The organism is Burkholderia sp. MSMB1589WGS, from assembly GCF_001636105.1.
Classification (GTDB): Bacteria; Pseudomonadota; Gammaproteobacteria; order Burkholderiales; family Burkholderiaceae; genus Burkholderia; species Burkholderia humptydooensis.
Genome location: NZ_LNJT01000008.1, coordinates 1,940,957 through 1,965,089, shown reverse-complemented (window position 1 = coordinate 1,965,089; position 24,133 = coordinate 1,940,957). Strand labels below are relative to the sequence as shown.

General features: G+C 71.8%; 1 protein-coding gene. It reads right to left on the bottom strand.

What is annotated here, in order from left to right; genetic code table 11:
• Positions 1–53 precede the first annotated feature (53 nt).
• Complete coding sequence (locus WT16_RS26055) at positions 54–24,095, bottom strand: non-ribosomal peptide synthetase (RefSeq protein WP_063534971.1); 24,042 nt, start codon at positions 24,093–24,095, stop codon at positions 54–56.
• Between the last annotated feature and the right edge of the window lie 38 nt (positions 24,096–24,133).

Below are 24,133 nucleotides of genomic sequence, written 5' to 3'. Positions count from 1 at the left end.
ATTTCCGTGGGAGGCGCGCGGGCCGGCCCCGAAGGGCCGCCGCGCGGCCGTGTTCAGCGCCCGGATCGGACGGTCTGCCATGCCGTTCGCGAGTCCAGGGTCCGGTCGATCAGCGCGTCGATGACCGACGCGTAGAGATCCTCGTCGAAGGCCTGGGCGTGCCCGCCGTCCGCGCCGTCCGCGCCGCCGCTGTCGCCCGCGAAACGTCCCGCGTCGGGCTCCGCCGGGACGCGCCAGTACGAGGCTCCAGCGAACGGATAGGTCGGAAGATGGACCCGGCGCGGCCGCGCGGCCGCGCCGTCGTACAGACGCGCCCAATCGACCTGCGCGCCGTCGCGCCAGGCGCGCGCGAGCGCGGCCGGATCGTCCCGCTCGAGCAGGCGCCGCGCATCGACGTCGGCCTGCGCCGCGCCGCGCAAGCCGCGCGCACTGGTGTCGGCGCCGGCCGCATTCTCGCGCGCGAGCCAGGCGCGCAACTGGTCGAGCGCCGCCTCGACGCTGTCGGCGACCCAGGCGGCACGCCACGACATCGGCTCACGCCCGGTTTGCAGCGTGAACGCCAGATCGGTGAGCGACACGCCGGCGCCGTCCGTCTCGAGGTGATGCACGAGATCGGCCACCTTCCGATGCAGGCGATCGGCGCTGCGAGCCGACAGCACGAGGATCGCGGGCCCCTTCGCGCGCGGCGCCGGGACGTCGCGGCGCGTGGGTGCCTCGGTCACGATCACGTGCGCATTCGCGCCGCCGGCGCCGAACGACGACACGCCCGCGATGCGCACCGGCCGGCCGCTGCGCGACACGCGCGGCGCCCAGTCGGCGAGCTGCTGCTGCACACGCAACGGTGTGCGGCCGAAATCGATCTCCGGATTGCCCTCGGCCGCATGCAGCGACGGGACCAGTTGGCGATGCCGCAACTGCAACAGCACCTTTGCGACGCCGGCGAAGCCGGCCGCGCTCTCCAGGTGGCCGATGTTCGACTTCACCGAACCGATCGCGCACGATGCGCCCGCGCCGCCCTGCTCGCCGCCGAACACGTCGGTAAGCGCCGCGATCTCGATCGGATCGCCGAGCGCCGTGCCGGTGCCGTGCGCCTCGATGTAGCCGATCTCGGCTGGCGTCACGCCGGCACGTTCCAGCGCGCGGCGCAAAGTGTCCGATTGCCGGACCGGACTCGGCACGGTGTAGCCGAGCGTCTTGCCCCCCGCGTTGATCGCGCTGCCCTTCAACACGCCGTGGATCGCGTCGCCGTCGGCGAGCGCCTTGCGCAGCGGCTTGATCACGAACGCGCCGACGCCTTCGCCGTCGACGAAGCCGTCCGCGCCGGCGCCGAACGCCTTGCAGCGATCGCCGGGCGAGAGCATCGTCATCGCGCACAGCCCCTGGTACTGGACCGGATCGACGATCAGGCTGACCCCGCCGACGATCGCAACGTCGCACGAGCCACATTGCAGGCTTTCGAGCGCCGTGTGCAGCGCCGTCAGCGACGACGAGCAGGCGGTATCGATCGCCATGCTCGGCCCGGACAGATCGAAGCAGTACGAAACCCGGTTGGCGATCGACCAGAAGTTCGGCTGCGCGTTGTAGGCGCCGTTCATCGCGCCGACGAACACGCCGACGCTGCCCGCCTCGCTGAGGCCGTGCGGCGTGTAGCCGGCATCCTCGATCGCGCGGTACGCCTCCTCGAGGAACAGGCGTTCCTGCGGATCCATCTTTTCCGCGTCCTTCGGCGAAATCCGGAAAAACAGCGAATCGAAACGGTCGATGCCGTCGAGGAAACCACCCCAGCGCGTATAGATTTTCCCCGCCTTGCCCGGCTCGGGATCGTAGTAGTCCTGCCAGCGCCAGCGCGACGGCGGGACTTCGCCGATGCAGTTCACGCCGTCGCGCAGATTGCGCCAGAATGCCGCGAGGTCGGGCGCGCGCGGAAACCGGCCGCTCATGCCGATGATCGCGACGTCGGTGTCCGCGATGCCATCGTCCGCGGCCGCCGGGACGGCGGCGCGGCGCTCGCCGGGTTCGGCCGCGGCGCCGGCGGCCGAACCCGCGGCGTGAGCCGGAACCCGAGCGGGTGGCGCGGCGCCCCGCACGTGTCCGAGCAGCTTGTCCCGTTCGGTGCGCAGCAGATGTTCGGTCAGCGCGCGGACCGTCGAGACCCGGAACAGCAGCGGGCTCGTGACGTCGTCGAAATAGCCGCGCAACTGCTTCGTCAATTGCACGACAAGGATCGAGTCGAGTCCGAGCGCCTGGAAATGCTCGTCGGGCGTCAGTTCGTCGGCGTCGAGCTTCAGCGTGTCTGCGACGAGCCGCTGCACGAACGCAAGCGCGGCGTCGAACAGCGCGCCGTCCGACGGCGGCGACGCCGCGTCGTCCGGAGCGTGCGCGCGCGGCGCCGGTTCGCCAAACGCGGCGAGCGCCGGCTGCGTTTCAGACGCAGCCGCATCGCGTGACGCGGCTGCCGGCTGCGTCACGCGCACCACGCCGTCGCTCTCGAACACGATGACCTGCTGCCCCAGCGCATGCTGTTCGCGCGCGGGGAACGCCAGTGCGCGCAGCCCCTCGGCCGCGCCGAGCGAGGCCCAAGTATCGGGCGACAGCGCGGGGCCGCCGGAAATCCGCAGCTCGGGATCGGCGCTGAGCCACCAGCCCGGCAGCAGGCCGAACGTGACATGGCCGAGGACGTTCACCTCGCTGACCTCGTTGACGACCGCGATGCCGAAGCGGTGCAGCGTCGCCTTCAGATGACGCAGGGTGTCGCGCATCGACGCAGTCGCGTGCAGCACATTGGTCGCGAGCACCACGTCGTAGCGATCCTCGCCGATGCCCTGTGCCGCCGGCGCCTGCTCGATGTCGAAGCGCCGCGTCCTCAGGTACGGATGACGCTCGCCATAGCGCGTCTCGCCATGAATCAGGAAGGCCTTCGAGACATCCGTGTAGCCGTACTCGGCGATATTCGCGCGCCACGGTTCGAGCCGGCGCAGCAGGCCGTCCGTCGAGCCGCCCGTGCCCGCGCCGATCTCGAGCAGGCGCAGTTGCACATCCGGCTGCATCCTCACCCGCGCCTCGACATAGGCGGCAATCACCTCGCTCTGCACCGCGTTGAAATGGTCGGACACCGGGTTGTTCCGGTAGATGCGTTCGACGCGCGACATGCCGCCGTCCGGAAACATCACATCTGTCGCGGCGACGCGGCCGCGCAGGATCTCGCCCAGCGCACGCAGGCACGATTCGAGCAGTTCAAGCTGCGCGACACAGCCGGGGCTGCGCTCATGCTCGTCGGCGAGCCGGCGCCAGTCCTGCCATAGCGCGTCGAGCGAGTCCTCCGGCGCGCGGCACGACAGCCTGTCGCCGTCGGCGGCCAGATGACCGGCCGCGACGAGCAGCCGATGGCTCTGCGCGAGCCACTTCGCATAGACCTCGGCATGCGGCGGCGCGCAGGCGCGCAGTTGCGCGTCGAAACGGCTTGCCGGGACGCTTGCGCCGCTCGTGGGAGCGAGCGAGGCCTGCTGCAGCGTCGCCAGCATCAGCCGCTCGACGAGCGCGCCGGCGCGGCGCCGGAACGTCAGCGTCTCGCGGCTCAGCGCATCGAGATCGGCCGCAGGCGCCGCGCGCGGCGCGAGCCGCCCGGCCGCGACGGCCGGAATCGTGCGCGGATAGCGGCGAATCACCGTGGCCGGATCGTAATGGCGCGCAGCGATCGGCCGGGCCGTCTTCACGTAAGCGACCTGCACGCCGGGCCGCGCGAGCAGTGCGTCCACCGCGCGCAGACCGTCCTCGGCGCCGATCGAATCGAGACCCGAGGCCAGCGCGCGCTCGCGGTGACGCCCGCCGGCCACGATGCCGACGTCGCCCCAGTAGCCCCAGTTGATCACCTTGACGTCGCAGTCCAGCAGCATGCCCAGCTTGCGCGCGTAGCCATCGGCAAAGGTGCAGCCGGCCACGTAGTTGCTCTGTCCGGCCGAGCGCGAGAACGCGTTCAGCGACGAGAAGAACAGCACGAAGTCGAGCGGTTCGCGCGCGAACAGCGGGTACAGATTCACGCACGTCTTCAGCTTGGCGTCATAGCCGAGGCGGAATTGCGCCTCGTCCATCTGCGCGAGCGAGCGATCGGCCAGCACGATCGGCGCGTGCACGATGCCGTGCAGCCCGCCGAAACGCTCGACGATCTCGGCGTGAGCGCGCTTCAGCGCAACGGGGTCGGCCGCGTCCGCCTGCAAATAGGTGACGCCGCCGCGCCCGAGCGCCGAGAGCGCGCCGAGATGCGCGCGGATCTCGTCGTTCGGCGCGCGCCGGCCGAGCCAGACGATCTGCGCGCCGAAACGCTCAATCATGCGGCGCGACCAGGTGCGGCCCAGCCCGCCCGCACCGCCGATCACCAGATAGACGCCGCCTTCGCGATACGCCGGCTCGGCGCTGCCCTCATCGACGACGCGCGCGAGACGCTGGCGATACCAGCGGCCGTCGCGATGCACGCGCACGTCGCCGTCGGCATCCGCCGTCGCCGCCAGATGCGCGTCCAGCCCGCCGAAGAAACGGCCATCGTCGCCGGCCGGCGCATCGATGTCCCAGTGCCGCACCGTCCAGTGCGGATACTCGTGCGCCACCGCGCCCGCGAGACCGACGATGCCGGCATCGGACACGTCGGTGTGACCGCCGCCAAGCGCGTGCAGGTTGCGCGTGACCACCGTCAGCGCGAGCGGCGCGCTGTCGAATCCGGCGTTGATCAGCGTGCCGAGCAGCCGGAACAGCGGCAGGATGCCGCGCGATTGGCGCGCGACCAGCGCGTCGGGATCGAGGCCCGGATCGTCGCCGCCGGCGCTGATCCAGAGCAGATGCGGCGCGGCCGCCGTCCCCTTACGCGAGCGCAAGACGCGGTGCAATGCGTCTTCCGGGCCGTCGAGGCCGTCGAAGCAGACGACGGCGCGCGTGCCGCCCAGCGCGGCGCGCACCGCGTCGTCACCGCCGAACACCCACAGCTCGCCGGGTCCGGCCGGCCATGCCGCATCGTGCGCCGTCACGGGCAGCGGCTCCCAGACCGGGCTCAGCGTGACCTCGCCGACGGGCAGCAGGCCGTCCGCGCACGCGGCCGCGAGTTCGCGCGGCGCCGGTGCGGGTTGCTTGCGCGTGTGAAGCCCGCGCAGCTCGATCGCGATGCGCCCGTCGGGCAGCGCGATATCCATGTCGACGCTCGCTTCGCCGTCGCGGCCCGGACGAATCCACGCCCACAGCCGCGACGCACGCGGCGGCCGCACGATTCGCATTTCGTCGAGCGCGAACGGCAGGCTCGCCTCGCGCGGGCCGCGATCGATCGCGAGACCGATCACGGCCTGCCAGGCAGCGTCGAGCAGCCCGGGATGCAGCCGGAACGCGCCGGCGCCGTCCGCGAGCCCGGCCGGCAGCACCAGTTCGGCCAGCACGTCGTCGCGACCGAGATAAAGCCTTTCGAGCCCGCGATGGCCGGGCCCATACTCGATGCCGACCTCGCGATAACGCCGGTAGCAGGCCTCGGCCGGCATGCGCGTGCCGTCCCGCTCGCCGCGCATCCGCTCGAGGTCGAGCGCGCGCGCGGGCAGCGGCCCGGTCAGCGCGATCTCGCCCTCGCCGCAGGCGTCGTCGCCGGTGCCGGTGCCGGTGCCGAAGCTGAAGCGCCACGCGCGCGCGGCGCTCCCGGCCGACAGGTTCATCACCACGCCCGGACGCGCCGCGTCCCAAACGAGCGGCCGCGACCAGACGACGTTGCGCAGCACGGCACCGCTTTCACCGTGCTCGCCGGTCTCGCCGGCAGCGAAGCAGGCCGCCGCCAGCGCCATTTCGAGACTCGCGACGCCGGGCAGCAGTCGCTGCCCCCGCACGCGGTGATCGGCCAGGAAAAACTCGTCGCCGCTGAAGGTGGCGGCAAAACGCCGCGCACCCGCCTCGGCCGGCAGTTCGCGGTGCAGCAGCGGATGCAGCGTGGCCGGCGCGGCGCCGGCGTCGACACGGGCGGCCCCCGCGGCCGCCGTCGGCTGCGCGTCGGGCAGCCAGTAAGGCTTGCCGGCAAACGGATAGGTCGGCAGGCTGATCCGCCGGCCCTGCGCGGCGAGCGCGCCGCGCCAGGTGTCGATCTCGCCGTGCGCCCACGCATCCAGCTCGCGCGGCACCTCGGCTGCGAAGCCGCCAAGGCTGCGATAGGCAGCGGCAAGTTCGGCCTCGTGACGCGCGGCGCCGGCATGGCCGACGGCGATGCCGTGCGCGGCCAGCGCCGCCGCGTCGCCGCCCGCGCCGGCGCGCGCCAGCTTGCGCCGCACTTCGTCGAGATCGGCCGCGACGAACGCGAGCCGGCACGGATGTGCGTCGCGGCCGCGATCGAGCGTGAACGCGAGATCCTGCAGCGACGGCATGGCGGCCGTCGTCGACGACAGCCAGCCGTGCAGCGCGTGAACGATCGCATCGAGTTCCGCCGGCCGCCGCGCGGACAGCCCGATCGCAACCGGGCCCGGCGCAGACCGTGAGGCACCGCGCGCGGCCGCCGGCAGGTAGGCGTCGGCCGCGTCGAGCACGATGTGCGCGTTCGAGCCGCCCAGCCCGAAGCTGCTGACGCCGGCGCGCCGGCGCGACGCGGGCCAGTCGCGCGTCTCGCGGACCAGCTCGAACGGGCTGCCGGCGAGCTCGAGATACGGATTCGGCTGCTTCAGGTGCGGATTGCCAGGAATCCGGCCGTGCCGGAGCATCAGCACGGTCTTGATGAACGCGGAAATGCCGGCGGCGGCCTCGAGATGACCGATGTTCGCCTTGACCGAGCCGATCGCGCAATGTGGCGCCGCGCAGGGCCGGCCCTCGGCCAATTCGGCGAACGCGCGCACCAGCGCCTTGATCTCGATCGGGTCGCCGAGCGCCGTGCCGGTGCCGTGCGCCTCGATGTAGCCGACGCTGGCGGGATCGATGCCCCCGCGCCGGTAGGTATCGACGATCAGTGCGCGCTGCGCGTCGGGGTTGGGCGCCGACGGCGAGCTCGCGCGCCCGCCGTGGTTCTCGCCGCTCGCGACGATCACGGCGTCGAGATGATCGCCGGCGGCGATCGCCTCGGCCGCGCGCCTGAGCACGACGACGCCGACGCCCTCGCCGCGGCCAAAGCCGTCGGCGCTGCGATCGAACGTCTTGCAGCGCCCGTCCGGGCTCAGCATGCCGGCCGCCGCCGCCGCCTCGGTAACGGCCGGGTTCGCGATCACGTTGACGCCGCCGACGATCGCGATCTCGCAATTGCCGCCGGCAAGGCTCTCGCAGGCGCGGTGGATCGCGACGAGCGAGCTCGAGCACGCGGTGTCGATCACCTCGCTCGGGCCGCGCAAGTCCAATTGGTAGGACACGCGGTTCGCGATCATGAAGTGCGCAAGGCCGAGATGGCCCGCCGATTCGGCGCCGATCCGGCTCAGCCACAGATCGCGGTAGTCGCTCGTCGTCACGCCGACGAACACGCCGACGCGCCGCTTCGCCAGATCGCCGATCCGATAGCCTGCATCCTCGACGGCGCGCCATGCGCATTGCAGGAACTGACGGAACTGCGGGTCCATGAACTCCGCCTCCATCGGCGTCAAGCCGAAAAATTGCGGATCGAAGCGCTCGATATCGTCGACGAAGCCCCCTTCGAGCGGTGCGGCCGCCCCGCTCGACGACGTGGCGCGCAGCCCCGCCACATGACCGATCAAGTCGCGATTGTCGACCAGGTTGCGCCAGAATTCGCCGGGTGTATTCGAGCCGGGGAAGCGGCAGCTCATGCCGATCACGGCGATGTGCTCCCGTGGCGTGGCCGCGCCGGTCCGCGGCCCGGGTTCGACGGATGCCGCCGCTCCGGCGGCCTGCGCCGGGCGTGCCGGGCGAGCGATGAGCGCGGCCAGCGTTTCGGGCGGCAGGTCCGGACGGGCGTGCGCGAGTTGCTCGGCCAGCGCGCGAAGATCTGCGCATTCGTAGAACAGCGTCGGCCGCACATTGATCGACAGCGCATCGCTCAGCATCGCGGCGAGCGCGATGATGTCGAGCGAGGCGAGGCCGAGCCGTTGAACGCTGCTGTCGGCCGCGACGGCCCGCGCGCTGTTGCCGCAATGCTCGGCGACGATCGCCAGCAGCGCGTCGAGTAACGGCGGCTGCGGCTGCGGGTCGGCGTCGGGCTTCGCCGCCCGCACCGAATCGCTCGCCGGCGAGACATCCGCCGCGGCTTCGGCTTGCGCCGGCCGGCCGCCGAGATGCGCGGCCAACCGGTCGAACTGCGTCTCGACGAGATGGTCGGCGACCGCGCCGAGCACCGGGTATTCGAAGAACAACGTCGGCTGCAGAGTCAAGCCGATCCGCGCGCCGAGATCCTGTGCGAGGCCGATCAGGCTGATCGAGTCGTAGCCGAGATCGAGGAACAGCGCGCCGTCGTCGATCTTGGCGGCGTCGATGGCTTGTTGCGCGGCGACGGTCGCCCTCAGCGCGTCGAGCACGGCCGCACGAAGCTGCGTCGGCTCCGGCGCCGAATCGCGGGTGGAACCGGCGCAAGCTCCGCGGGCCGCGAAATCGACGTCGGCGGGTTCCCGCGCCGCTCGCCCTGCGGCGGTCCCGGCGTCGGCCGCGGCCAAGGCGAAGCGAGCGTCGAGCGCACGCACGATGCGGTTGCGATCGACGCCCGGCGCGACCAGCAGCACGCTGTCCTCCGGCGTCGCGACCGGGCACGCGTTCAGCACGGCATCGAGCACCGCGAGACCCTGTGCCGTCGTCAGCGCGTCGAGTCCGGTTCGCTCGCGCATCATTGCGCGCCGGGCCGGCGCCATCGCCATGCCGCCGTCGAGCCAGAGCGGCCAGCCGATCGCGAAACTGCGGCCGCGCCGCGTCCCCGCGAGCGCTTCGCGATTGCGGCGCACGGCCAGCCGGCCGAGGTAGGCGTTGGCGACCGCGTAGGCGGCCTGCCCCGGGCTGCCCAGCGCCGACAGCGACGAGAACAGCACGAAGCACTTCAGGTCCAGGTCGCGCGTCGCATGGTCGAGATTCGCGCCGCCGTGCAGCTTCGAGGCAAACACGGCCCCCGCGTCGGCCGCGCTGCTGTGCCGCAGGTAGGCGTCGTCGATCACGCCGGCGGCATGGATCACGGCGTCGAGGCGGCCGTGCTTCGCCATGATCGCGGCCACGGCGCGCTCCACGTCACGCGGGTTCGCGACGTCGACCGCGAGCGTGTCGAGCCGCGCGCCCGCCGCGCCGGCCGCCGCCGCGAACGCCGCCCATCCCGCCGGATCGATACGGCGCCCGCTGATCGTGACGCGCAGCCCGCGCCGCGCCAGATCGTGCGCCACATGTCGCCCGATGCCGCCCATCCCGCCGACGAGCCAGACCACGTCGCCCGCTTCGAGCGGACGCACGGCGAGCGCGCCGCCGCCGCGCTCGCCGGCCGCCGCCCGATCCGGCAGCGCGGCCGTCGCGACGCGGCGCGCCTGGCGCCCGCCATCGAGCGCGACGCGCACCTCCGGCTCGTGCGCGTCGACGTGCAGCAGTTCGCCCCGCAAGCGCTCGCGATAGGCGACGGCCGACGCATCGGCAATGCCCGCCGCAGCGTAGCGCACGGTCTTCGCCGCCACGCGGCCGTATTCGAGCGCGGCCGTCGCGGCGAGCGCCTGCAGGCTCGGCATCACGTCATCGTGCGACGCATCGGGAATCAGCATGAGCAGGTGCGCGTCGCGCGCACCGGCCGCATCCGCAATCGCGCGAATCGCCTCGAAGGCTTGCCGGTACGCGTCCTCGATGCGGCGGGCGCGCGCCGGACCGTCGTCATCGCCCGCGCCGGCCTCGCACGGCAGCCGGCACAGCCGCGCCGCCGGATCGAGTTCGCGCAGCCAGGCGTGCAGCGCCGCGTCGTGATCCGGCGCAATGAACAACCTGTCGACGTCCGCGCCGGCGCGTGCCGGCGCGGCGGCCGACAGCGGCGCGTCGCACCAGCGTGACGTGCCCGTCGTCACCGGGACGGCGGCGCGCTCAACGGCGCCTGTCGCGTCCGGGCGCTCGCCCGGCAGCCAGGGCCGCACCGAATAGCCGCGCAACGCCGTCGCGATCCGCCCGTCGGCATCGAGCAGATCGATGTCGTAGCGTTCAAGCTTCGCACCCTTGCCCGACACGCGGCGGACGTGGATATAGCCGGCGTCGGCGGGCCGTGCGTAATCGGTCACGCTGTCGATACCGTACGGCAGACGATGTACGCCGGTCTCGCCGCGCGCCGCGATCCACATCTCGACGGCGCCGAACGCCGCGCTCAGGATCCCCGGATGCCAATGGAACGGCTCGCTGCGCCCGGCCGGCAGCCGGTACGCGGCCAGCGCCTCGTCGACGCCGTGCCGCAGCCACGTCATCACCCGGAACGGCTCGCCGAACGACGAGGCTCCCTCGACGAGCGCGGCCAGCGCGTCATGGTCGAGACGCTCGGTGGCGCGGCGCGCGATCGCGTCGACATCGACGTCGACCGCGGCGAGCGCCGCATCCGGCGCCGGCTCCCAGCGCCCCACGAAGTGCAGGACCTGCTCGCCGCCCTCGCGCGTGCTCGCGACGCGGCAGCGCCGCTCGGCACCCGCATCCACCCACGTCGTGACGGGGGCGGGCCGCGCGCCGTCCGCCAGGTCAGGGACCTGGTACGGCGCAAGCCAGACGAGCTCGCGCAGCACGCCGCCGGGCGCACTCGCGCGCGCATTCACGTAGCGCACCATTTCGAGGTAGCACGCGGCCGGCAGCACCTTCATGCCGGCGATCCGGTGGCCGTCGAGAAAGAACTCGGTGCCGTCGAATTCGCTGCGATAGCGCGGCTCGGGGCCGTCGGCCGCCGCATGCACGAGCGGGTGCGCCGGCGTCGCGGCGCGGCGGCGCCGCGCCGGCGCCGAGCGGCAGCCGCGCATCGCGAGCAGCAGTCGGCCACCGTCGTCGAACACCTCGATGTCGTGGCGCATGCCGGCCGCGCCGCGCTCGCCGTCGAGGCCGGGGCGTACCCAGACCCAGCTCGGATCGCGCGGCGCGTCGACGATCGTCAGACTGTCCATCGCGTGCGGCACCGGCAGCGCGTCGGGCTCGGCGCCGAGCACGTTGCCGATGTTGGCCTGCAGGGCGGCATCCGTGATGGTCGGCGACAGCAGGTATCCGTCGTCGATCCCGGCCATGCCCGTGCGGCCGACCTGCGCGAGCAACTGGCCACGGTAGCGGTAGAGCTTCTTCAGGCCACGATGGCTCGGGCCGAATTCGATGCCGAGCGCGGCAAACGCGCGGTAGCAATCGGCCACATCGAGTTCCTCGGCTTGACGGCGGAACGCAGCCGGATCGAGCAGGCACGAAGCGCCGGCATCGTCGGTGCGCGCGATCTCGACCAAGCCGCTGCAATGTGTGAGCGCCGCCGCGGCGCCGTTCGCGCCGTCGGGCCGGCTCTCGATCGCGAAGCGAAAGCGCGACGCCGCGACGCCATCGCGATCGAGGCGAACCTCGACGATGCGCGGACCGGCGCCGAGCGACAACGGCTGCCGCCAGATCACGTCGCGCAGCACGACCTGGTCCGTCGCGGGCGCGTCGGGCGCGGCCTGGCGGACCGACCAGCGCGTCATTTCCCAATAGACGACGGCGGGCAGCCAGGGCTCGCCGTGCACGCGATGGTCGCGCAGGAACGGCTCGCTGCCGTCGAGACGACGCGAGAAACGCCGCGTGACACCGTCCGCCTCGCCCGCCTCGCCCGCCTCGAGCGGCGGCCAGGGATTGCGCGCCGGCGCGGGCATCTCGACCCAGTACGATTCGCACGCGAACGGATAGACGGGCAGGCGCACGCGGCAACAACCGCGGCCCGCCCAGCGCGCCGGATCGAGCCGGCCGCCCGCCACGAAGTGGCAAGCCTGCGCGGCGGGATCGGCTGGCGCGCCTTCGTCGGCGTCGCGCGGCGACAGCGACGCGTTGGCGTCGCCGTGGAACACCGGCCCCGAAGACGACGGCGACGCCGGCACGCCGGCACGGCAATGCGCGATGAAGTCCTCGACGCGGCTCGCGACGCAGGCCCAGCGATAGCGCATCCGCCGCCGCCCGACGGCCAGCGTGAAGGCGATGTCGGAGAGCGACAGGTCGCGTGCGGCCTCGCCGGACAAGAACTCGGCCATCCGCGCCAGTTGCCGGTCGAGCTGTTCGCGCGTCTGCGCCGACAGCACGAGCAGTTCGGGCTCGCCGCGCGCGAGCCGCCGGCCCTCGGCTGCGACGGGCGGCGCCTCGGCGATCACCGCATGCGCATTGGTGCCGCTGAAGCCGAACGAGCTCACGGCCGCCATCCGGCGCCGGCCGGGCTCGACGCTCCACGGGCGCAGGCGTGTGTTGACGTAGAAGGGGCTGGCGTCCAGGTCGATCGCCGGATTGCCGGATTCGAAGTTGCACGACGGCGGCAGTTGGCGATGGCGCAGCGCGAGCAGGATCTTCAGCACGCCGGCGATGCCCGCGGCCGTCGTGGTGTGTCCGATGTTGGTCTTCACCGAGCCGAGCGCGCAGAAAGCGCGATCCTGCGTATAGCGGCCGAACGCATTGGCGAGCGCGGTGAATTCGATCGGATCGCCGAGCGGCGTGCCGGTGCCGTGCGCCTCGACCATCTGCAGGCCGCGCGGGTCGATTCCATAGCGGTCGTAGACGCCGGTCTCGAGTTCCTCCTGCGAGCGCGCGCTCGGCGCGGTGATGCCGTTCGTGCTGCCGTCCTGGTTGATGCCCGATGCGACGATCACGCCGTCGATGTGATCGCCGTCCGCGATCGCGTCGGCAAGGCGCTTCAGCACGATCGCGCCGACGCCCTCGCCGGGCACGAAGCCGTCGGCCCGCGCGTCGAACGCATAGCAATTGCCCGTGGTCGACAGCATGCCGGCGCGCTGCGCCTGCTGATAGAAGCCGGCCGTGCACTGCACGAACACTCCGCCGCACAGCGCCATCGATATCTCGCCGTTGCGCAGCGCCATGCATGCCATGTGCAGGGCGACGAGCGAGCTCGAGCAAGCCGTGTCGATCGCGACGGCCGGGCCGTGCAGATCAAGAAAATAGGAAATGCGAGCCGGGATGATGGAGACCGCGTTGCCCCAGTACGACTGGATCGGCGGGCGCGCTCGCGTGTCGCTGTCGGGCGCGCCGGGGCCGGGGAACAGCAACGGATAATCGCCGCCCGAGCAGCCGACATAGACGCCGCATCGCCGCTCGCCGCCCGGCTCGCCCGCATACCCGGCGTCCTCAAGCGCCTTCCACGCCTCCTCCAGGAACACGCGCTGCTGCGGATCCATATAGCGCGCCTCGGTGCCCGAGATCTTGAAGAAGAACGGATCGAACAACGACGGATCGTCGAGAAAGCTGCCCGTCTCGCAGCGCGCCTCGCCGCCGCCGAGATCCCAGCGCGTCACGGGCCCGATCAGGCTTGTGCCCGACGCGAGGTGGGACCAGAACGCATCGAGGTCCGGCGAACGCGCAAAGCGCCCGCTCATGCCGATGATCGCGATGTCGTCGTCATGCGTCGCGCGCGCGCCGGCACGCGCGGCCCCGCCCGCTTCGGCCGCGCCGCGCGACGCATCGCCGCGCATCGGCCGGGTCGTCCCGTGCGCGCGGCTGCGCGGCGCGGGCTCATCCGGCTCGCCCACGCGAACCACGATCTTGCCGATGTTTTCGCGGTCGGCGAGGCGGCGATAGGCATCGTGCACGTCGCGAAACGCGACCACCTTGGAGATCGTCGGACGGATGATGCCGCGCGCCGTCAGCGAGACGAGTTCGTCCCAGTGCTGCGCGATGCGCTGCGGCGCGCGCGCGCCCATGCGCGCGAGATCGACGCTGTAGAAGGTCTGGTTGTCCGACAGCGACGAGAGGTCGACGCTGCGCGCGCTGCGCAGCGAGGTCATCGCGATCTCGACATAGCGGCCGCCGGGCGCGAGCGAGTCGAGCCCCTTCTGCAACGCGTTGCCGCCGAGCGTGTTGATCACGACGTCGACGCCGCCCGGCGCGAGCCGAGCCAGTTCTTGCGCGAAATCGTGCGTGCGATAGTTGATGGTGTGCGCGACGCCCAGCTCGCGCAGATGACGCAGCTTCGCCTCGCTGCCCGCCGTTGCGTAGATCTGCATGCCGTGGTGCATGGCGAGCTGGACCGCGATCAGCCCGGTGCCGCCCGTCGCGGTCTGGATCAGTATCCGCTCGCCGCGCGCCGGCGCGGCCTTGCGGAACGCATCGATCATCGTGATGCCGACGATCGGCAGCGCGCAGGCCTCCTCGAAGGTCCAGCCCGCGGGCTTCCCGAATGCCTGGCCGGCCGAGCAGACAAGCTGCTCGGCATGGCAGCCTTGGCACAGGCAGACGACCTCGTCGCCGGGCCGCAATGCGGTGACGCCCGCGCCCACCTCGATCACGACGCCGGCCGCCTCGTTGCCGGGCACGAACGGATACGGCGGCATGTTCGGGTAAAGCCCGCGCGCGCAAAGCAGATCCGAGAAATTCAGCGAGAACGCGCGCACGGCGACGCGCACCTCGTCGTGCGCGAGTTCGCGCGGCGCGACGTTGGCGATCGACAGGTCCTCGATCTCGCCGGGGCCGTCGATCGTGACCGCGTGGATCGTGCGCGTGCCGTCGGCCGGCGGCACGCGCGGCAGCGGATCGGGCGCGGCGGCCGGCGCCCTCGCGATGGCACGCGCGGGTGCGACATCGAGCGCCGCCGCGCGGCCGGCGCGCGGCGACGGCTCCATCCCGGCCGGCGCCGTATCCGGCGCCGCAAGCGCCGCGCCGTGCCGTTCGCACAGATGGGCCGCGAGTCGGCCGACCGTGTTGTGATCGAAGATCACGGTGGTCGCGATGCGCAGGCCGAGCCGCTTGTTGAGCCGGTTCACGAGTTGCACGCCGATGATCGAATCGACGCCTTGGTCCGCGAAGCTGCGATGCGGATCAATCTCGTCCACCCCGGCGCGCACGGCGCTCGCGACCTGCTCCCGCACCATGGCCGTCATGCGCTCCAGTGCGTCGTCGGCCACCGGCGCGGCTTGCCGAGCCGGTGCCGTTGCCGCGAGCGCCACAGGCCCCGCCGGCGCACCCGGCACACTCGGCGCCGCCGCCTGCGTCGCGCCGCTCGCCTCGTTCGTCACGCGATGCTGGCCCGCCAGATGAGCGGCGAGGCGCGCAACCGTGTTGTGGTCGAACAACTCGATCGTGCCGAGCCGAATCCCGAAGTACGCATTGAGCCGGTTGGTCAGTTGGATCGCGAGGATCGAATCGAGCCCGATGTCGGAGAAACTGCGCGCCCGATCGATGCCGTCCGCATCCATTCGCAGCACGTCGGCGAGCAGCGCGGCGAGCGTCGGCTCGAGCGCGCCGCCGTCGCGCGCCACGGCCTCGCCGGCCGCGTCATCGCGCTCCGGAGCCGGGCGGCCCGCCTGCCGGCATTGTGCGACGATCACCTGCTGGCCGAGCGGCAGCGCACTGTCGAGCGGGAAATGCACGTCGTCGAAACCGACGCGCTCGAGCTGGCGCTGCCATTCGGCCGGGAACAGGCCCGGACAACCCGGGATGCGCGCCGGCTCGTCGTCGTAGCGCCACCAGCCCTCCAGCAAGCCGAAGGTCAGGTGCGAGAAGATGCAGTTCCCGCTCATCTCGTTCAGCACCAGCACCCCGCCGTCGCGCATGAACGCATGCGCGTTGCGCAGCGTGCGGCCGATGTTGCGCGTCGCATGCAGGACGTTGGCCGCGATCACGATGTCGTAGCTGCCGAACTTGTCCGCATGCGGATGGCCATTCGCGGGCGGCGCCTCGATGTCGAGGATCGCGGTCTTGAGGAACGGCGCGGCCGGTGCGTAGGTGTCCTCGGCATAGAACAGGAAGGATTTCGACAGATCCGTGTAGCGGTACTCGTCGATATGCTCGCGCCACGGCAACAGGCCCGGCAGCACCTTGCTGCTGGTGCCGCCCGTGCCCGCGCCGATCTCGAGGATTCGCAGCCGCGCGCCCGGCTCGCGCGCCACGCGGTGGCGCACGTAGTCGGTCACCGTCGCGGCGACGCCCTCGTTGAAGTAGTCGGCGATCGGATGATTGCGGTGCACGTTCTCGACCAGTTGCATCGACGAATCGGGAAACATCACCGTGGTCGCCGCGATCCCGCCGCCGAGGATCGCCGGCAGGCTGCGCAGGCACGTGTCCATCAACTCGATGCCGGCGCGCACGCTCGGATGGGCGCGATAGCGGTCGCGCACCTGCGCCCAGGCCTCGTCGGCATCGTCGAGCGCCTGCGCCGCGACGGCGCCCGATGCGTCGATGAGCGCGTAGCGCAGCAACTGCCGGCAACTTTCCTGGTACCAGCGCTCGTAGGCCGCCGCGAGACGGCTGCCCGACGCGGGCAGCCAGGCGCCGTCGGGCGCGCGCCCGACCGGCAGCGCGTCGAGCGCACCGAGCGCCTCGCGCACCTTCAGCAGCGCTGCGCGCTCGACGGCCGGATCGCGCAGGCCGTTATGCTCGCGCAGCGCGTCCGCACGCCGTGCGAGCGGGCTCGCGCCATGCCGGAGCCGATGCTGCCGGTAATCGGCCGCGGGGGCGCCGCCGTGCGGCGCATCCGCCGCCGGCGGGGTCGTGGCGACTGCGGCGCCGGAGGCGCGCGGACGGGATTCGACAGCCATTTGCCGCATGTGATTGTCCTGCATGAATTGAGCCAGCCGTTGCATCGCGAGTTCAGGTTCGACCGAGCCGACGCCGGCCGCCGCCATGCGGCGACGATATTCAGGCGTCGCGACGACTCCGACACTCCCCCAGTACCCCCAGTGGACGAGCTTGACCGCGCACCGCCACTCGTCCGCCATTGCCAGCGCGTACGCATCCTGGAAGCTGCAGCCGGCCGCGTAGTTCGACTGGCCCGCGGCGTTCGCGAACGAGATCGTTCCGGAAAAGAACAGCATGAAATCGAGGTCGCAGCCGCCGAACGCGCGCGCGAGATTCACCGAAGTCGCGACCTTGGCGTCGAGCGCGCGCGCGAACTGCGCGTCGCTCATGCTCGCGATGCCGTGATCGTCCAGCACGAGCGCCGAATGGACCACGCCGTGCAGCGCGTCCACGCCGAGCTCCGCGAGGCGGTGCCGCGCGCGGCGCAGCGAGGCGAGATCGGTCGCGTCGGCCTGCAGGTAGATCGGCGCGGGGCCGAACGCGCCGAGGCGCGCGATCTCGTCTTCGATCTCGCGATTGCGCGGCTTGCGCCCCAGCCAGACCACGCGGGCGCGATAACGGCGAATCATGGTTTCGGTCCAGGTGCGGCCGATGCCTCCCGCACCGCCCAGCACCACGTAGTGGCCGCCCTGCCGATACAGCGTCGGGCGCGGCGCGGGCGCGGCCGTCTCGACGAGGCCGCGCGCATGCCAACGGCCGTCGCGCCAGGCGAACACCACCTGCTGGCTCGCGCGCGGCCAGCGCGCCGGCGCGGGCAGCGCGGCGAACGCGCTCACATCGAGCAGGCGCACGCGCCAGTGCCGATATTCGCCGGCAAGGCTCTGCGCCAGTCCGATCACGCCGGCGTGGGCCGGTGCGATCGGCTCATCGTCGCGCACCCGTTGCGTGCGCTCGACAATGAAAGTGCAGTCGAGGTCGGCGTGTTCGAAGCCGTGGCGGATCAGCGCCTGCAACCAGCGAAACGCCGCGATCACGCCGTCGCGCTGCGCGTCGATCAGCGCCGCGTCGTCGACGCGCGCGGCCAGCGCCGGCAGCGCGAACACCAGCGCGGCATCGGCGGGCAAGGCCGCCAGCGCCGTGCCGTCCGGCTCCGCGCGCAGCGGCACGTAACGCGCGAGCCGGCCCGCGAAACACGCGGCAAGCGCCGCGGGCGGCGTTTCGCCGATGCCGAACAGCACGACGGGCGTCGTCGAGACGCCGGCCTCGTCCGCGTCGTCGAGCGGGGTCCAGCCGATCGTCAGCGTGCGAAGCTCGGCGGCTGCCGCGGCATCGGCGGCATCAGTATGATCAGTGTGATCGGCCGTCGCCTCGTGCGCCGTCGCGCCCGGCAGCGCGCGCGTGACGAAATGGCGAATCGCGACCAGCAGCGCGCCGGACGCGCCATGTATGAAGATGTCGTGCCGCGCTTCGCGCGCCATCGAGGCCGTCTCGTGATCTTGCACCCGCACCCACACGTCCGCCTCGAGCGGCGCGAACACGTCGACACGCTCGACGAAGAACGGCAGCTTCTGTTCCGCCAGCGCCGCCCGCGGCCACTTCGCGGGATTCCCGCCGTGGCGCCGGACCAGATCCAGCGCGACGCTCGCCTGCAGCGCGCAATCGAGCAGCGCCGGGTGCAACGGGAAGGCGGCGAGCGAGCCGCACCCCGACTCGGGTAAGCGCACGCGGGCAGTCAGTCCGGCGTCGTTCCATCCGGCCTCGACGAGGCCGAGGTAGGCGGGCCCGTACCGAACGCGTCCTGCCGCGATCCAGCGATACCAGTCCGCCCCGTCGATCCGTTGCTCCGCGAGCGCCTGCCGCAGCATCGCCGGCGCGACGCGCCTGGCGGCATCTTCATCGTCGGCGTCGGCGCGCGTGTCGAGCGCGAGCCCGCCCTCGGCGAACACGATCGGCTCGCCCGTTGCGGCATCGACGCCTGTCAGCGCGAACGGGACGGGCGCACGCCAGTCCTGGCCGGGGGAGCGCGCGGCCAGTTCGACGCAAAGCGGCAGCGTCTCGTCGTCGCACACCACCGGCCGCAGCCAGGCGACGCGCTCGATGCGCAGGCAGGCCGCGCCAGGCACCGCGGCGTCGGTCATCGCGGCCGCGCGCAGCAGCTCGAAGGTCATCACGGCTGGCAGCACGCGGCGGCCGTCGACGCGATGCTCGTCGAGGTAATAATCGTCGCGCCGCAGCCGAACATGGACCTGCCGCGCGCCGTTGTCGCCAAGCTGCACGTCGAGCTGCAAACCGGCCGGCGCGCCGGCCGCCGGCCGCGCCGCGGCGGCTGTGCGCGGTGCGGCCGGCACACCGGCCACCGCATAGTGCCGGCGCGCGAACGGGTAGGTCGGCAGATGCACGCGGCGCACCGGCGCGCCGGCATGCAGCGGCGACCAGTCGACGTCGTGGCCCTCGACCCACAGAGCGGCCAGCGCGGCCAAGTCGCGACGCGCGAGGCCTTCGACAATCGCCGGCGCCGCCGCGTTCGCGGCGTCCGGTTCCGGCGCCGCATCGCCGGGCCGCGAGCACGCGATCGCGGCGGGCAGCGGCGCCGCCGTCGCGCCTTGAGCCGCATCGGCATAACGTTCGAGCAGCGCGCCCGCCTCGCGCGCGTCGGCCGCGATGATCGCGAGCCGGTGCCTCATCGGCTGGCGGCCGAGCTGCAGCGTGGCCGCCACCGCGCCGAACGGCAGATTCGGATGCGCGGCGAGGTACACCGACAACGTGCGCGCCATGATCGGCAGCAGCCGCGGCACGGCCGCCGACAGCAGCACCAGTTGCGGTTCGGCCGCCGGCGCATCGGCATCGCGCGGCGCGACGGGGAGCTCGGGGCCGGCCTCGAGAATCGCATGAGCGTTGGTGCCCCCGAGGCCGAACGAGCTGAGCGCCGCGCGCGGCGGATGTGCCCCCTCGGGCCACGGCGACGCCTCGCGCTGCACGCGCAAGCACGACGCGGCCCAATCGATCGCCGGATTCGGCGTGACGACGTTGATGGTCGGCGGAATCATGCGATGCTGCAGCGCCAGTGCGACCTTGATACAGCCCGCGAGCCCCGCCGCCGTGTCGAGATGGCCGATGTTCGGCTTCACCGAGCCGATCGCGCAGAATTGCCGCGCCTCGGTTCGCTGCCGGTACGCTTCGTCGATCGCCATCACCTCGACGGGGTCGCCGAGCCGCGTGCCGGTGCCGTGCGCCTCGACATAGGCGATCGACGCGACCTCGACGCCGGCCGCGCGTTCGAGCGCGGCGCGAATCACGCGGCCCTGGCCCTGCACGCTCGGCGCGTAGAAGCCGCTCTTCTGCGAGCCGTCGTTGTTGACGGCGACACTGCGCAGGATCGCGTGGATCGCGTCGCCGTCTTCCACGGCCTGCCGCGCGTTCTTCAGCACGATCACGGCAACGCCCTCGCCCGCCATCATGCCGTCGGCATCGGCGTCGAACGTCCGGCAATGGCCGGTGCTCGAGAAATTGAGGCCCGGCTGATAGAGGAAGCCGGCATTGGCGTGCGGAAACAGCGTCGACGCGCCGACGATCGCCTGCCGGCATTCGCCCGCGCGCAGGCTCTTGAACGCGGCGTCGATCGCGACCAGCGACGACGAGCAGTTCGTGCCGATATGCATGCTCGGCCCGGTCAGGCCGAGGTGATAGGAGATCAACGCCGCCGTCGAACCGACCTGCGACATGACGTAGGCCAGATATCGGTCGTTGTGCTCGATGTCGGCGGCGTTGTCCAACAGGCTCTGGTAGCCGCTATTGCCGGTCGAGACGAACACGCCGGTCGCATCGAGCCGCCCCGGCGCATAACCGGCATCCTCGAGCGCTTTCCATGCATGCATCAGCAACTGGCGCGACTGCGGATCGGCGAATTCGGCCAGCTTCGCCGACAGCTTGAAGAAATCGGCGTCGAAGCTCGTCTTGCCGGGAATCGTGAAACGCACCGGCACGTAGTCGGGATGGCTCGCGAGGTCCGGCGCGACGCCCGCCTCGTCGAGCGCGGCGCGCGAAAGCCGTTCCGCGCTCTCGCGGCCGGCCAGCAGATTGGCCCAAAACGCTTGATGGTCCGTCGCGCCCGGAAATTCGCACGAGATGCCGATGATCGCGAGGCTGTCGTCGTAATAGTCGGGCACGACGGGGGACGCATCCGCCTCGTTTGCGGCGGCCGCCGCGCGGCCCGCGCCCTGGCTCGCCACCAGATGGCCCGCGATTTCGCGCACCGTCGCAAAGCGGAACAGGTTCGCGGGCGCGAACGCGCAGTCGAACGCCTGCTCGATCGCGCGCGCGAGCAGCACCACGGACAGCGAATCGCCGCCCGCCTCGAAGAAGCCCTGGTCGAGATGCGCCGGCGCGACGCCGAGCACCTGCCGCCAGAGCTCGCGGACCCGCGCCTCGGTCTCGCTCGCGTCGGCCGCGTCGTGCCCGGCCGACGCGAGCACGATCGGCCTCAGGCTCAATGCGCGCCGATCGAACTTGCCGTTGCCGGTCACCGGCAGTTCCGCGAGCGCGACGAAGAAAGCCGGCACCATGTAGTCAGGCAGCTTTCCGGCGACGAAGGCGCGCAAGTCCCGCGTGCGCGCGTCGTCGTGAGCCCCCGGTTTGCGCGCCACGTAGTAGGCGACGAGATGCCGGGTGCCGTTGGCATGCTCGTGCGCGACGACCACGCTCTGACCGACGTCCGGATGCTGGTTGACGGCGGCCTCGATTTCGCCCAGCTCGATGCGGTAGCCGCGAATCTTCACCTGCGCATCGTTGCGGCCGACGTACTCGAGTTCGCCGCGTGCATTGCGCCGCGCCAAGTCGCCCGTCCTGTAGCAGCGCGCGCCCGCGATCTCGACGAAGCGCTCGCGCGTGAGTTCCGGCCGGTTCAGGTAGCCGCGCGCGACGCCTGCGCCGCCGACGTACATTTCGCCGATGTCGCCATCCGCCACCGGCGCGCGCTGCTCGTCGAGCAGCAGCACGTCGAGGTCGGGAATCGGCCGGCCGATCACCGACGCGCTCGCGCCTGCCACGTCCGCGGCCGTCACCGGCGCGTAGGTGACGTGGACCGTGGTCTCGGTGATGCCATACATGTTGATGAGCGCGGGGCGGCTGTCGCCATGGCGCGCGATCCAGGGCGCGAGTTGTGCGAAATCGAGCTTCTCGCCGCCGAACACCACGTAGCGCAGCGCCAGCGGACGCCGCGGCACGCTGCTCTCGGCCGCACGCACAACCGCGTAGAACGCGGCCGGCGTCTGGTTGAAGACCGTCACCTGCTCGTCGGCCAGCACTTCCAGCAGCCGCGCCGTGTCTTTGCGCTGCGCCGCGTCGAGAATCACGAGACGGCCGCCGTACAGCAGCGCGCCCCAGATCTCCCAGACCGAGAAATCGAAGGCCGCGGAATGGAACAGCGTCCAGACGTCGTCCTCTCCGAAGCCGAACCAGGGGTCCGTGCGGTCGAACAGGCGCAGCACGTTGCCGTGCTCGATCATCACGCCCTTCGGCTTGCCGGTGGTGCCCGAGGTGTAGATCACGTAGGCGAGATCGTCGCGCCGGACCTCGGGTAGCGCGAGGGCCGGCTCGCGCGCAGCCGACGCGGCAATCGCCGCGCCGTCACGATCGAGCACGATGCGCCGCGCGACGGTGGCGACCGGCGCCTCGCAATCCGAGGTCGTGACGGCAAAGCGCGCGCCGCTGTCCTCGCGGATGATCGCGACGCGCTGCGGCGGCGCACTCGGATCGACCGGAACGTAGGCGGCGCCCGCCTTCAGAATCGCGAGGATCGCCGTGATCAACGCCGGCGACGGCGCCACGCACAACAGCACCAGATCGCCGCGCTGCACGCCGCTTGCCGCGAGATGCCGCGCGAGCGCGTCACTGTCGCGGTCGAGTTCGCCGTAGGCGATGTGGCGGCCCGCGAAGCTCAGCGCGCGCCGCGCGGGGTCGCGCCGGCTGCGCGCCGCGAAACGCGCGCCAAGGCTCGCCTCGCCCGCGCGGGCGGCGGGCTCGCGCGTGGCGTCGCCGTGCGGGACATCGGGCGCGCCTGTCTCGCCGACGTCGCCGCGCGCCGTCAGCGCGCCCACCGGCCGGTCCGGATCCGCGAGCGCCTCGTCCAGCACGGCGACGAACGTCCGTTGCAACGCGCGCGCGGCATCGCCCCCGATCACCGCGCTCTTGTACTTGAGGTTCACTGTCCAGGCGTCGCCGGCTTCGACGGCCTCGCACGTCACCGGATACTCGTCGCGCTGAAAGACATCGTCGACGAATGCGAGCTCGATGGTGTCGGCGAGCCGCTCCGGCAGCGCGCCGATGTCGATCGCATCGCCGAACTTCTGGTAGGCGAACACGGCCTGGATCGACGGCGGCGCACCGGCATGGCGCGGCAGCGCACGCAGCAGTTCGGCGAACGGATACCAATGGTCGAGCGCGCGATAGACGTAGCGCTGGCAGCCGTCGAGCCATTGCGAGAACGGCTGCGCCGGATCGAGGTCGCAAATCACCGGCACGAGATTCGCGAAATTGCCGATGCTCGACGCGAAACCGCTGCCGGGGCGGCCGAGCGTCGGCAAGCCGAGCGTGAAGCAGCGCTTGCCGCGCCAGGCCGACAGCGCGAGCGCGAAAGCGCCCATCAGCAACGTGGACGGGCTCGACGAGCCGGTCTTGCGAAACGCATGGACGCGCCCGGCCAGCGCGCCATCGATCGCAAACGACAGCCGCTCGGTCGCGAACACGGAGGCATCGGCGGCGGCGGGCGCGGGATCGAGCGCCGCGTCGAGAGGCGGCAGGCCGTTCGGGCATTGCATGCGCCAGTAGGCGAGACTCTTGCGCCCCGCCGCCGAATCGAGATAGTCGGCCTCGTGCTTCACGAAATCGACGAAGCTCGCGCCGTCCGGCGCCGCCGACGGCGCGCACTGCCGCTTCATGGCGCGGTAGTCCTGCCAGATCGTCGAGAGCCAGCGGCTGACCGAAGCGCCGTCGCAAACGATGTGATGCACCGCCAGCAGCACGACGGTTTCGCCCGAGGCCGCGACGTGCAGATGGATCCGATAGATCGGACCGTCGTCGAGCGAGAACGGAACGTCGGCGTCGCGCCGCGCGCGCTCGCGGCAAGCCTCGAGCGTCTCGCCGAGATCGAATTCGCGCCACGCGAGTTCGCGGGCGGAGTCGACGCGCTGCACCAGCTCGCGCCCGTCGGCGACGATGCGCACGTTGAGCAGTTGGTGGCAATTCACGAACCGCTGACAAGCGCGCCGGAACAGCGCGCGATCGAAGCTGGCGCCAACCGTGCAGGCGACGGCCACGTTGTAGAGCGGGTCCGCCGGATACAGCATCTGCCGCGACCAGATGCCCCGCTGATTGCGCGACAGCGGTGCCTCGGCGTCGACCATCAGGTGCCGCTTCAGCCATGTCTCGACGTCGTTCCCCGTCAGCGCGCGCGCCGCACCGCCGCCGCCGGAAGCCGCCAGCCCTTTTGCCTCGCTCATCGATTTGCTCCCGTCACGCTCCCGCTTCATCCCACTCT

What these genes read in the sequence shown, in the direction of transcription:
- WT16_RS26055 (WP_063534971.1), bottom strand. Translation starts at nt 24,095, where the DNA reads ATGAGCGAGGCAAAAGGGCTGGCGGCTTCCGGCGGCGGCGGTGCGGCG.